Below are 13669 nucleotides of genomic sequence, written 5' to 3' on the forward strand. Positions count from 1 at the left end.
ATTAGGTGTTCGGTGTGGTAACCTCACTTTTAACCTAATTTCACGGGGGTGGCAAGTTTTTTGCATTTAAATCCCTTTAAATCAAGGATTATTAACTTTTTTAATATAAAAGTTTTGACAATACGTATTTGCATTTGGGGGGATTTTCATGAAAATTTTAGTAGTTGGTGCTGGTGCAGTAGGAGGGTATTTTGGTGGAAGGCTATTAGAAAAGGGTGAGGATGTTACGTTTCTAGTTCGAGAAGGAAGAAAGAAGCAACTAGAAGAAATGGGACTTGTAATTGAAAGCATTCATGGTAACGTAACCCTTCAGCCGAAAACAATTACAACAGGTGAAGTAGCCGGACCCTTTGATGTCATCCTGCTTTCAACAAAAGCCTATCAATTGGAGGGAGCGATAGATAGTTTCCGTCAATACGTTGGCAGTGAAACACTCATACTGCCATTGTTAAATGGAATTGTTCATTTTAATAAATTAGCAGAAGAGTTTGGTGAAGAGAAAATCATTGGTGGTTTGTGTTTTATTGAATCCACATTGGACCGTGATGGACGTGTTATTCAGTCAAGTCAAGCACATAGGTTATTGTATGGTGAACGATCTGGAGAAAGATCCGAGCGAATATTAAAAATAGAAGATTGCTTTTCTGGAACGAAAGCAGACATTAGGTTAAGCGTTAATATTAATCAAGAGCTATGGCATAAATATTTATTTATCTCGACGATGTCGGGAATTACGACATTAATGAGAGCGCCAATTGGTCCTATTCGGGATAATGAAAATGGACGTACTGTCATTTCCCAGCTGCTAAAAGAGTTAGTGTCTATCATGAAAAGAATAAATGCGCCAATTGCTGATGAAATTGAAACCATTCAATTGAAACAGATTGACAATTTGGGCTATCAAATGAAATCTTCCATGCAGAGAGACATGGAAAAAAACCTCTTGGTTGAGGCCGATCATTTGCAAGGACATTTACTAGAAATTGCTCGTAACAAAGGAATTGTTGTTCCTGTATTAGAAGCAATCTATGCTAATTTAAAAGTTTATGAGCGCATGTTGTAACAAAAAAGGCCCCTTATACGGGCCTTTTTAGCTATAGTTTTAAATGGTGTGTTTAACTAGGTTCGGATGACGATGCATGGAGACAAACAAGATGATTCCACTTAGGATTAATAATGCACTAGTGCAGATAAAAACGGCCGAGAATCCAAAGTATCCGGAGATAAATCCCCCCAGCATAGGTCCGATAATATTTCCTAGAAACCTTAAACTCGTATTGTAGCCGAGAACTTCCCCTTGCATGGTAAGCGGTGCCTCTTGGCGAATGTAGGCAACTCTGACAGGAATGATTCCACCAATTGTGACTCCAAGAGCAATGCGGATGATAACCAGCTGCCAAAAATTAGTGACCGCTGCACCTGGCAGGTAGACGATCCCTGCTAGGAAAAGAAGAATGATTAAGATTTTAATATAACCATACTTATCGGCAATCTTTCCCCAATTTCGTGACATTAATAAATTGCCAAGTCCGGCAGCAGAAAAGGCAATTCCTGAATAAAAGGCAACATTTGCCGGTCCGTGCAGGTCGCTAACGAATAATGATAAAATTGGCTGGATGCTGAAATGCGCGACCTGGACAAGGGAAGAGATGAGCAGCACGGTTAATAAAACTGGATTGCGGACAATATGACTAACCACTTCTCTGCTTGAATAATGGGCTTTTGTTCCTTTTTTGGCTTCAATCATAAATTCCTTTGTGGTGATGACAAGCAGGGCAGAAATGAAAATAGAAATGGACGTCCATTTAAAGGTGGTAGAAAAGCCAAGTGAATCTGCAAGGATTCCACCCAGCATAGGTCCTAATAGGGATCCTGTAATACTGCCTGTTTGTAAGGTTCCAAGCACGCGCCCAGCGATATCCTGTGGTGTTTGCGTTGAAATAAATGCCTGCGACATCGGAATAAATCCCGAAAAGAACCCCATGCAAAAACGGAGGAGCAATAGCTGCCAAACAGAATGGACATACCCCATGAGAAAAATGGATAATCCCATCCCTAAACCGGATATTATAAGGATTTTTTTTCGTCCATAACGATCGCCAATTTGACCCCAAATCGGCGAGAAGGCGAAGGCTGAAACAAACGTAATTCCAAATGTGATTCCTGACCAATGTTGGACATATTTTTCCGAGAAGTCTCCAAATGTCTCAATGTACAACGAGATAAACGGCATAACCATCGTCATACTTCCAGCGACAAAGAAGTTCGCAAACCACATGATGATTAAATTACGTTTTGCACGTTTCTGGTGAGTCATTAAAAATAACACTTCTTTCTGAAATGTATTTCGGTTTTCTAAATATCATCATACCGAAATTTCTGATAATTTTAAAGGGTTATCCTATCAATAAAGTTGCGAAAAGTCATAGCTAATATTCAGTGACCTTGCCAGATAGTGAAAAATAACTTTATTAGAAATATTCAAAACACTATTGACAACTTGTCAATAGGGGACTAAAATCTAATTTATTACTTAACAGAATATTACGTTCTCTTATCAAGAGTGGCAGAGGGACTGGCCCGATGACGCCCAGCAACCGTTCCAATTGGAATTGGTGCTAAATCCTGCAAAACAATTTTTTGTTTTGAAAGATAAGAGAGGAGTAGTCCCTTAACTTGTGATGAAACCTCTCTTTTCTGGAGAGGTTTTTTATTTTGGCTGTGTTAAAGGTTAATGTTGATTTTTAGCACTATGTTGACCTTCGTGCCTGGAACGGAAATCAACAGACAAGTTAACACAGCCTTTATTTTAATAAAAACCAACTTTTCCAATAGGAGTAATGGAATATTGATAAGAATCAAACAGGGGGAGTTTTTAACATGAAAAGAAATATCTTTAAAAGTACGCTTGTATCAGCATTGGCAGCCACACTTTTACTTACTGGCTGTGCATCAGGGGAAGAAACCAAACAAGCTAGCGGCAAAAAAGTTACACTTGAAGGTGTACCAGAAAAATTCACGAATGGGGACCAACTGAAAATTAAGGTTATTCGTAAAATTGGCGGAGACGATCATACTGCTCAATTCTTAGCCGGTGCAAAAGAAGAGGGAGAAGCACTAGGCTTTAAAGTAGACGTGTTTACAGCAAATGGTGATACAGCTAAGTTCCATGATGCCATTAATCAAGCGTTAAACCAAGATTATGATGGATTTATTATTTCTCATGGTGATGATGAGGCGACTGTTAATGATGTAAAAAAGATAGCTGAAAAAGGAAAAAGTGTTGTTACATTTGACTCTAATCCAAATATAGCGAATGTCGACGGAGTGACACTTACTTCCCAGGATGATGAAGCGTTAGCAACATTAGCCCTCGACCAACTCGTTAAGAATACAAATGGCAAAGCGAATATTGCTTACCTATGGGTTGACGGTTTTCCTGCAATGGTTAGACGTAACAAGGTTTATCAAGATGTGCTTTCAAAAAACCCTGGAATTAAAGAAGTGGAACGCTTTGGTGTAGCAGCTGCAGATACTAGTGTTCAAACGCAGAATGCGGTTGCAGCGATGTTAAATAAATATCCTAAAGGAAAACTGGATGCCATTTTTGCTACGTGGGATGCTTTCGCAATTGGTGCAGCGCGTGCGCTGAAAGAAGCTGGCCGTGAAGAGGTAAAAATCTTTGGAATTGATGTTTCCAATGCGGATCTTCAAGAAATACAAAGAAAAGGCAGTGCATGGACCAGTACAGCAGCGGTCGATCCTAAACTAATTGGTGCTGTGGATATGAGAATCCTTGCGAAGAAACTTGCAGGTGAAGAAACACCTCAGACCTTTGACTTAGAAGCATCACTAGTTTCACAAGATACCCTTCAAAAGTCTAAAGATCCTGTAAACATGGTAAACCTTGCAAAAATTATCCCAGGCTGGGGGCAATCGACTGCATTTGAAGAGGATTGGATTAAGACTTTAAAGAACCATTATAAATAATTCTCGGTTAACAACTAGACACACTCTCTTTTTCAATAGATGAAGAGAGTGTTTGCTTACGGAGGTGGAATTTAATGAGCGCAACATTGGAGATGAAGAATATCTCGATAGAATTCCCGGGAGTGAAGGCACTGAATCAAGTTGATTTTTCAATGAAAACTGGAGAAATCCAAGCCTTGATTGGGGCAAATGGCGCAGGGAAATCAACATTAATGAAGGTTCTCTCCGGTGCATATGACCACTATACTGGTGAAGTCCAATTAGATGGGCGAGATCTAAAGATTCGCTCTCCGAAAAATGCACAGGACGCGGGAATACAAATCGTTTATCAAGAGGTAGATACTGCACTCATTCCTTATTTAACAGTTGCTGAAAATATTTTACTGCTCGATACCGTCCACAACATGGGGAAAAAGCAATGGATGAAATGGAAGAACCTTCATCAAAAAGCAGCGGAAATATTAGCGAGTATGAATATTTCCCTTTCAACGAAGACTCTTGTCAGTGAGTTATCACTAGCGGAAAAACAAATGATATTAATCGCAAGGGCTGTTTCAAATCAATGTAAGTTTCTTATCCTAGATGAACCGACTGCACCCTTGAGTCATACCGAAACGACCGAATTATTTAGGATTGTTCGAGATTTAAAGGAAAAAGATGTTGGTGTGATCTTTATTTCCCATCGCTTGCCAGAGATTTTTGAAATCTGTGATGAAGTGACCGTCATGAGGAACGGTGAATTGGTTGCAAAAAAGAAGATTGTAGATACCACCTCTGATAAAGTGGTGGAGTATATGTTGGGACAAAAATTGGAGGAACAGTTCCCCGTTAAGAACAATCGGATTGGAAACACGATCCTAGAAGTAAAAGGCATATCTGATCAAGGAAAAATAAAGGATTTGCATATTCATGTAAAAGCGGGAGAAATCATTGGCATTGCGGGCCTGGTTGGTGCTGGAAAAACAGAATTATGCAAAGCGTTATTTGGTTCCGAGAAGCTAACGGCAGGAGCGATTATACTTAATGGGCACACAGTAAAATTAAAAAGCCCTTATGATGCAGTCAAGAAGGGAATTGCTCTAGTTCCGGAAGAACGGAGAAAAGAAGGAATACTTGTATTGGAATCTGTTGAAACCAATTTAACGGCAGCCAATTTAGGGGATTTCACAAAGGTGTTTAGCTTTTTAAATCGAAAAAAGGAAAAAGAGACCGCTAAGCACTTGGTCCGCCGTCTCGGGATTAAAACACCATCAGAAGAAACAAAAGTGCAGAACCTTTCTGGAGGAAACCAGCAGAAAGTAGCGATTGGAAAATGGCTTGTAGCGGAGGCGGATGTATATATTTTTGATGAACCCACTAAAGGTGTCGATGTGGGAGCAAAGAAGGATATCTTTGAGTTAATTAATGAGTTGGCCCATCGAGGCAAAGCGATTATTTATGCTTCATCCGAACTTTCAGAGATTATTGGGATTACCGATAGAGTCTATGTTTTATATGATGGCAGGTCTGTTAAGGAAGTTGAAACAAGTCTAACTAACGAAGAAGAATTATTATTTTATTCAACAGGGGGCAGATAGAATGGAAGCAAATATCGCAGCAAAGAAGCAGGAAGCCCCTGCCAAAAAAGTATTTGAGATATTTCAATTTTTATATAAGTATGGAACGATTATTACGATTCTTGCACTTATTATTATCTTTTCGGCTGCCAATCCTACCTTTATTCAAGGCAGCAATATAATCAATATCCTGCGTTCCATCTCGATTGTAACGATCATCGCCATCGGGATTACAATTTCTTTGTCAGTCGATGGTTTTGATTTATCAGTAGGATCGGTCGCCTCCTTATCAAATGCGATTGTTATTTCGATGTTTGTTTGGTTTTCGCAAAACACACTGGTAGCAATCATATCTGCAATTGCGGCATCCCTAGTTGTAGGTGCATTAAACTCATTTATGATTGTGAAGTTAAGAGTTCCAGACATGCTGATGACGCTGGCAACTATGTTCATCATCCAAGGGACGGCACTGACCTATACAAAAGGAGCAACTGTTTCACAAAATATGGTTATGCCTGATGGTTCGATGGCGGCAGGTCTAATCAGTCCATTTTTTACAAAAATCGGCGAAGTTCCATGGATTATCATTATTATGGCTGTTACTGTGATTCTTGTGCATATCTTTTTGAATTATACAAAGCATGGCCGCTATATGTATGTGATTGGTGGAAATAAGGAAGCGGCCAGATTATCAGGGATTCCAGTCAATAAATATAAAGTGGCTGCGTATTTACTTTCGGCTTTGTTTGCGGCTATTGGCGGGATTGTACTGGCCTCAAGGGTGTTGACATCAGAAATTAACTCTGGTGCTCCTTACTTAATGGACTCAGTGGCTGCCGCATATATCGGCTTTTCTGTCCTGGGAGCTGGAAAGGCCAATGCGTTTGGAACATTTGTTGGAGCAGTCCTGATTGGAATCCTGCAAAATGGACTCGTCATGATGTCGGTCCCGTATTATGCGATGGACATTGTAAAAGGAACCGTCTTGGCATTTGCACTAGCGATTACTTATTATAAGCAAAAATAACTAATAGAGAATTTGAAGCCTATTCACATTGTGGATGGGTTTTTTTGTCGGAAAATGTCGTTTCATTTTTCTGAAAATTCCATTGACGAGAGTCTGAAAATATAGTAATTTATATATAACAACATATAACGTTATATAAAGTTGTATGTTGTTTAAAGAGTTTATTGGTGTTCATTCACTAAAATATTTTATCAGGGAGGCAACAAAAATGACGACTGAATTAGTAGTTGACGTTAAAAATCAAGTGCAACAAGCTTTAACAGAGGTGGAAAAAAGAGAGATTACAAACGTATTTTTTGTAGCATGCGGAGGCTCTTCTGCAATCATGTATCCAAGCAAGTATGTCATTGACCGTGAAGCGAAAGTTCTTGATTCCCACCTGTATAGTGCAAATGAATTCATCCATCGCAATCATGCGAAACTTGGAAGCGGTTCCTTGGTTATCCTGTGCTCTCATTCAGGTACCACACCAGAAACAGTGGAGGCAGCAAAATTTGCTAGGTCAAAAGGGGCATTGGCTGTTTCTTTAACAAATGAGGAAGGATCACCATTGGCACAAGCTTCAGATGTCGTATTGAAGTATCAATGGGGCGAAAAAGCAAACGCTTTTACCACTAATTATTCGGTACTATATCAACTAGTATTTGGTGTACTAAAAGTCGTTGAAAATAATGAAAAAGCTAGTATAGTAGAAGAAAGTCTTGAGAATTTACAGAATGTTTATGAAAAAGCGGCAGCTCTCTATCAATCGAAAGCTGAAGCATTTGGAAAAGATTATAAAGATGAAAAAATTATCTATACAATGGCCAGCGGTGTAAACTACGGTGTTGCCTACTCTTATGCGATTTGTATCCTGATGGAAATGCAATGGGTTCATTCACACGCTATCCATGCAGGAGAGTACTTCCATGGACCATTCGAGATTATTGATGAAGAAACACCATTCATTATCTTACTTGGATTAGATGAAACAAGACCATTAGAAGAAAGAGCACTAGAATTCTCTAAGCGTTATGGAAAGAAATTGGTTGTGCTTGATGCAAAAGACTTTGATTTCACAGGAGTGGCAGAGGAAGTTCAAGGATATATTGCACCGTTAGTCTTAAATTATGTTTTAAGAAAATATGCGGATCAGTTGGCTGAAGCCCGAAACCATCCGCTATCAAAAAGAAGATATATGTGGACTGTTGAATACTAATCAAATTGAAATAACAAATATTCTGCATAAATCATAGAAACGGATCTCTTCTGGAGGGGAAGCTTAATGAAGAAGTTATTAATTTTAAGTATTATTTCTATCCTTTTTCTATCCTTTTTTGCTGGCTGTTCTAAGAGTTCTAGTTCAACGAATGGAAAAGATGTCGTCGAGCTTAAATTCTTCCACCGCTGGCCGAATCAACCTAAAAAGCAATACTTCGAAAAGGCAGTAAAAGAGTTTGAGAAGGCACATCCAAACATTAAAATTAAAACAGAAGCCGTTTTAAACGATTCTTATAAAGAAAAGATTCGTGTCGTTTTAGGATCAAGCACCCCTCCAGATGTTTACTTTTCTTGGAGTGGAGAATTTGCTTATAACTTTGCACGTCAAGGACAATCGCTTGATTTAACTAACTATGTTAATGAGGATAAGGCGTGGTCGGATCAAATCATCGCTTCCCAGTTCAATGCCTTCACCCTAGATGGTAAAATTTATGGGATTCCATGGTCCACTGATGGTAAAGCATTCTTTTATAATAAGAAAATTTTCAAAGATTTAAATCTAGAAGTTCCGACAACTTGGTCCAAACTCCTTGATGTCTCTAAAAAGGTAAAGGCCGCTGGATTGACTCCAATCACTTTTGGTAGTAAAGCACCTTGGACGATTTCCCATTATATTGGAACATTGAATCAATTAATGGTACCGCAGGAGGTTATTGATAAAGATTATGATTCAAAAAATCCTGAGGGTGACTTCTCACACCCAGGATACGTAAAGGCTTTAGAAAAGTTCATGGAGCTTAAACCTTACTTCAATAAAGGAGTAAACTCTGTAGACCATGAATATTCACGTGAGTTATTTAATAGTGGTAAAGCAGCAATTGGATTCTTCCAACTTGCAGAAATTGGGTTAATTGAACCATCATTAAAAGAAGATTTAGGTGTATTTAATGTACCAGGCGTAGAAGGCGGAGAAGGAAATGCTAACTCCATCACAGCAGCACCAGAAGGAATTATGATTTCTTCTAAAACAAAGCATCCGAAAGAAGCCATGGAATTTGTTAAATTCTTAACTTCAAAGGAAAAAGGTACAGAACAATTAAAAGAAGTTAGTGAATACAGTGCAGTTAAAGGAACAACAACTGAAGCGAATGCATCTAAACTTCAACAAGAAGCGATCAATTTAATTGTTAATGCTGAGCAAACGTATTTATGGTTTGATACAGCAGTAGATATTAAAATCGTCGATGCTTATTTAAATGGGACTCAGCTAATGTTAGACGGAAAGAAAAGTCCAGAAGATGTAATGAAAGATGTCAGAGCAGCAGCAAAAGAAGTGAAGGCGTCTGCAAAATAATAGGAAGCCAGAAAGGTGGTTGAAAAATTGACCACCTTTTTTCCAAAGATACGCCTTTTAAAAAAGGGGAGTTATTATGCAAAATACAAACAAGTGGTTACCATACCTTTATATTGCACCTTGCTTAATCTTTTTGGCCCTTTTTGTTTACTATCCGATTGTTGAAAACTTTTTTTATAGTTTCTATGATTTCTCAGCTTTTTCAGTAGAAAAGACTTTTGTTGGATTCGAAAATTTCCTTAATCTTTTTAAAGATGAAGTTTTTTATATAGCGTTAAAAAATAATCTCTGGTATGCATTGATTTCTATTATATTTCAAGTGTTTGGCGGATTGATTCTAGCAGCGATCCTTGAAGATAAACTGATCCGGCTCGTAAGTGGATTGTTTCGGACCGTATTTTTCCTTCCAGTTGTCATATCAATGACGGTTATCGCGTTACTGTTCACATTTGTTTATAATCCGGATATCGGAATCTTAAATGGGCTATTAAATATGTTAGGTCTTGAAAATTTAACAAGAGCTTGGCTGGGAGAATCTGAAACGGCGATTTTCGCTGTGATCGCTGTATCTCAATGGCAAAGTATTGGTTACATTATGATGTTATTTATTGTTGCCATTCAAAATATCCCTCAAGAATTGTATGAGGCCGCTGATATTGATGGAGCTGGTAAAATCAGAAAATTCTTTTCAATTACTGTTCCTCAAGTAAAAGAGATGTTCTTTGTTACTACACTAATTACGTTAACAGGTGCTTTCACGGTGTTTAATGAGCCGTATATTTTGACGGGCGGTGGACCTGGTAATTCAAGTGAAGTTTTAGGAACATTACTCTATCATTCCGCATTTGGAAAAGACCAAATGGGTTATGCATCGGCTGTGGCTACCGTGATTTTGATTATTACCTTAATTGTATCCTTGGTTCAGTTGAAAGTATTCAAAACAGGAAAGGATGTTTAGAGTGGAGACAAGCAAAGTAATGGACTACCATCATTCGATTCCAATTACATCTAAATATAGGAAGCAAAAGAATGTTGTTAAAGGACTGCCAATCTTTACAATCCTGATTCTGTATTTTGTGGTTATAGCTTATCCGCTTTTTTGGATGGTAATTAACTCATTTAAATCAACTTCAGAGATCTTCTCCAGCAGTTGGGCACTACCTAAGGAATGGATGTTTTCTAATTATACAGAGGCATGGAACACAGGGATATCTGGCTATTTTGTTAATAGTTTAATTGTTACAGCTACTACCTGCTTTCTAACAGTATTAATTAGTGCACTTGGCGCTTATAGTTTATCGAGGTTTGAATTTAAAGGGAAGAATATCCTGTTAGTGATCTGTATGGGCGGAATGATGCTCTCCCCGCAAGTAAGTTTAGTACCTCTATACAAACTCATTCAATTATTAGGAATTCATGATACGTATTTTGCGATGATCTTTCCCTATGTAGCCTATCGCATTCCAATTACGATCCTTCTGATCCGTGCTGCTTTTCTTGAGGTACCTAAAGAGCTGGAAGAATCCGCCTTTCTGGATGGATGTAATACATGGTCCATTTTCACAAAAATCTTTGTTCCTTTAAATAAGCCAATTCTACTTACGGCGGTTGTGCTAACCGCGTATTATACCTGGAATGAGTTTATGTTTGCCTTAATTTTTGTGGATTCTGATGCGCTGAAAACCATTCCTGCAGGATTGATGCAATTCCGAGATGCGCTTCAAACCAATTGGGGAGTTCTGATGGCAGGCTTAATGATTTCCGCTTTGCCTATTATTCTCTTATTTATGTTCATGCAGAAGTATTTTATTAGAGGGTTATCATCAGGTAGTGTGAAAGGATAAGGAGGAGAGGAAATAATGAAGATTATTGGAATAGGTGATAGTGTTGTTGACATTTATCAGGATCGGAACGAAATGTTTCCTGGTGGAAATGCTTTAAATGTTGCCGTTTTAGCCAAACAAAGTGGAGCGGAGGCCGCTGCTTATATTGGGATAATTGGAACGGATGTTGAAGGTGACCATATCTTAGATTCTTTAACCAAGAACTTAGTAGATACAAGTCATGTTAGAAGAGCGGTTGGTGAAAGTGGGAAGGCGTATGTTGACCTAAATGTGGATGGAGACAGAATCTTTGTCAAATCCAATAAAGGTGGTGTACAAGCTAAACTCAAGTTGAATTTAGCGGAGGATGACTATGAATATATTAAATCGTTTGATTTAGTACATACAAGTCTATACAGTCATTTAGATGAAGAATTACCTCTTCTTAAACTGCATTTACCTATTTCTTATGATTTCTCTAATCATTTTACAAATGAATTATTAGAAAAGGTTTGCCCGCATATCAAATTTGCATTTATTTCAGGAAGTGATTTTACAGAGGTTGAACTAGAAGAGTTATTTCTTAAAATACATGGAATGGGAACCCCGTTTATCATAATCACCAGAGGTTCAAAAGGTGTAATTATGTCCCATAATAACAAACGTTACCAACAGGGAATTGAAGAAGCAAATGTTATTGATACATTAGGTGCAGGGGATTCGTTCATCGCTGGTTTTTTAACTAATTACTTTAATGGGGTGTCCATTAAAGAATCATTAAAGGCGGCGGCACAAATTGCTGCAAGAACATGTGAAGTAAATGGAGCATTTGGACATGGAAAACAGTTAACTTTTTAGGCTGAAAAAGGAATGCTTGGGATTTGGTTAAAGCCCAAGCATTCCTTTTAATTTTTTAGCTGTGTTAAAACTTATTGTTTATTTTGGCACCCTGTTGATTGGAGCGATGTGCCTGGAGCAGAAATCAACAGGCCAGTTTAACAGAGCCAATTTTTTTAGGTAGTGATTGTGAGTGCTATCATATTTGTTGGAGTCTTGAAATTTGAAGTATGTATCGGGACTCCAGTTTCATCGAAAACAGTCTTATCAATATTGAATAATGTCTCCCCGATTTCACAGTCCAGATATTCTGCCTCCAATACAGAAGCTGGTATAACCGTAATAATTTTTTTGCTGGAACCAGATTTAATATTGATATGGTAAATATTTTTCAAAACTTCATATGTTGATTCATGTTCAGTGAAGTGTGTCATTAAGTTTGGAAAGCGTTCTAAAGAGTAATGAGCTATATCAAGTACAAATGGCTGTTGATCAATCGACATGATCCTGACCAACTTTAAAACAGGAGAATCAATGCTGATTTGTAGTGCTTTGGCAATTTCCGGAGTTGCTTTCAGCTCTTCGCAAGCAAGAATTCGCTTGGATGGATTTTTTCCAATTTGCTTACTGAAATCAGTGAATCCATCAATAGAAACCAATTCCCTTGTGATTTTGGTTCTTGTTACAAAAGTTCCCTTGCCTTGCTTTCGCTCTAAAAAACCTTCATCAGCTAAATCTTGAATCGCTCTTCTTACGGTAATTCGGCTGACACCATACAAATCGCATAATTCCGATTCATTAGGCAGTCTATCTCCTGATTTATATTTCCCTTGATCAATGGCTTCCTTCAGAATTTGTTTTAACTGGTCATATAAAGGTGTTGAACTAGAGTTGTTTAATTTCATTTTGTAAAATTCCTTTCAAGCAAATAGGTCATTATATAATATTATATAATGAATCCATGCTAAGTGTATAGTGCAGAATTGAAACATTTATCATATTTATAAGGTTTTGGATAATTTCATTCTATATAGCTAAAAGGTTTGGTTCAGTTAATTTTGATTAAACCATTATTTTCATTTAAACTAAGTAAAAATGTAAAAGTGTGTGTGGTGGAAATGGGAAATCAGATAGAACAAACATATGAAATTATGGAGGTCTGTTTACTAGCGGGGAAAATCATGCTCCAAAGCGGGGCCGAGACATATCGTGTCGAGGATACAATGATGCGAATGGCGGCTGCCTTTGGTATTGAACATACGCATAGTTATGTAACCCCAACGGGAATCATTTTTTCAGCAGAGGGGGCTGAACCGACGAAAACCAAGTTGATTCGAATCTCTGAGCGGTCAACAGACTTAAAAAAAGTCTCGATAGTAAATAGCATATCAAGAAGAATTAGCAGTGGTGAAATCGATTTGAAAGAAGCTTGGGAGCAGTTAAGGGAAGTTGATTCTCTCAATGTAACCTTTCCATTTATGATTCAAGTGGCTGCCGCCTCATTAGCAAGCGGTTGTTTTATGATCATGTTTGAAGGCGGGTGGAATGATTTTATTCCTTCGATGATTTCAGGAGGAATGGGTTACCTTAGTTTCGTCAATTTTCATCGATTTGTCCCGATCAAGTTCTTCTCGGAGTTTTTAGCATCGTTTGTGATTGGCTTACTTTCTTTTTTGTTTGTCCAATTGGGAGTTGGTCAACAATTAGATAAAATCATTATCGGCTCTGTGATGTCATTAGTTCCGGGGCTACTTGTGACCAATGCCATCCGAGATTTAATGGCGGGTCATCTAGTTTCGGGGTTATCAAAGGGTGCGGAAGCATTTCTGACCGCGTTTGCGATTGGAGCAGGGATTGCCGTCGTATTATCTTTTTTGTGAAG

The 13669-nt window shown here is 38.1% G+C and carries 12 protein-coding genes and 1 riboswitch; of the genes, 10 read left to right on the forward strand and 2 right to left on the reverse strand.

The annotated features are described in order from the left end of the window. The first annotated feature begins 148 nt into the window (after positions 1–148). Positions 149–1063, forward strand: a complete 915-nt coding sequence (locus ACE198_RS26460; RefSeq protein WP_375377608.1) for a ketopantoate reductase family protein — start codon at positions 149–151, stop codon at positions 1061–1063. Positions 1064–1102: 39 nt separating this feature from the next. Here the strand turns inward: ACE198_RS26460 and ACE198_RS26465 are convergent, their stop codons facing one another. Then, positions 1103–2317, reverse strand: a complete 1215-nt coding sequence (locus ACE198_RS26465; RefSeq protein WP_375377609.1) for an MFS transporter — start codon at positions 2315–2317, stop codon at positions 1103–1105. A 234-nt stretch (positions 2318–2551) separates the two neighbouring features. Beyond that, positions 2552–2659: riboswitch (SAM riboswitch) on the forward strand. A 221-nt stretch (positions 2660–2880) separates the two neighbouring features. On the opposite strand from ACE198_RS26465, the gene ACE198_RS26470 reads away from it, so the two are divergent. The 8 genes from ACE198_RS26470 (at position 2881) to ACE198_RS26505 (ending at position 11808) form a co-directional block, all read left to right on the forward strand. Next, positions 2881–3990 (forward strand): sugar ABC transporter substrate-binding protein, encoded by a 1110-nt coding sequence (locus ACE198_RS26470; RefSeq protein ID WP_375377610.1) that lies wholly within the window; start codon positions 2881–2883, stop codon positions 3988–3990. A 74-nt stretch (positions 3991–4064) separates the two neighbouring features. Further along, positions 4065–5567, forward strand: coding sequence for a sugar ABC transporter ATP-binding protein (locus ACE198_RS26475; RefSeq protein WP_375377611.1), 1503 nt, complete (start codon positions 4065–4067; stop codon positions 5565–5567). 1 nt (position 5568) lies between these two features. Next, complete coding sequence (locus ACE198_RS26480; RefSeq protein ID WP_098575756.1) at positions 5569–6573, forward strand: ABC transporter permease; 1005 nt, start codon at positions 5569–5571, stop codon at positions 6571–6573. 208 nt (positions 6574–6781) lie between these two features. Further along, positions 6782–7771 (forward strand): SIS domain-containing protein, encoded by a 990-nt coding sequence (locus ACE198_RS26485; protein ID WP_098575755.1) that lies wholly within the window; start codon positions 6782–6784, stop codon positions 7769–7771. A gap of 66 nt (positions 7772–7837) precedes the next feature. Next, a complete protein-coding gene (locus ACE198_RS26490; protein WP_375377612.1) occupies positions 7838–9127 on the forward strand; it encodes an ABC transporter substrate-binding protein in 1290 nt (429 codons plus the stop codon). Between the two features lie 76 nt (positions 9128–9203). Then, positions 9204–10085, forward strand: a complete 882-nt coding sequence (locus ACE198_RS26495) for a carbohydrate ABC transporter permease (protein WP_098575753.1) — start codon at positions 9204–9206, stop codon at positions 10083–10085. Next, on the forward strand, positions 10078–10971 hold the full coding sequence (locus tag ACE198_RS26500) for a carbohydrate ABC transporter permease (RefSeq protein ID WP_375377613.1): 894 nt from the start codon (positions 10078–10080) through the stop codon (positions 10969–10971). The genes ACE198_RS26495 and ACE198_RS26500 overlap by 8 nt, the downstream gene beginning before the upstream one ends. 15 nt (positions 10972–10986) lie before the next feature. Next, entirely contained in the window at positions 10987–11808 is an 822-nt protein-coding gene (locus ACE198_RS26505) for a PfkB family carbohydrate kinase (RefSeq protein WP_375377614.1), read from the forward strand. A gap of 155 nt (positions 11809–11963) precedes the next feature. On the opposite strand, the gene ACE198_RS26510 is transcribed toward ACE198_RS26505, so the two are convergent. Beyond that, the gene (locus ACE198_RS26510) at positions 11964–12692 is read right to left on the reverse strand and encodes a GntR family transcriptional regulator (RefSeq protein WP_375377615.1); all 729 of its coding nucleotides are present in this window, start codon (positions 12690–12692) and stop codon (positions 11964–11966) included. Between the two features lie 213 nt (positions 12693–12905). On the opposite strand from ACE198_RS26510, the gene ACE198_RS26515 reads away from it, so the two are divergent. Beyond that, a complete protein-coding gene (locus tag ACE198_RS26515) occupies positions 12906–13667 on the forward strand; it encodes a threonine/serine exporter family protein (protein WP_375377616.1) in 762 nt (253 codons plus the stop codon). The last annotated feature ends 2 nt before the right edge of the window (positions 13668–13669 follow it).

Origin of the sequence: Neobacillus sp. KR4-4 (assembly GCF_042136325.1) — a bacterium.
In the GTDB taxonomy this organism is placed as follows: domain Bacteria; phylum Bacillota; class Bacilli; order Bacillales; family Cytobacillaceae; genus Neobacillus.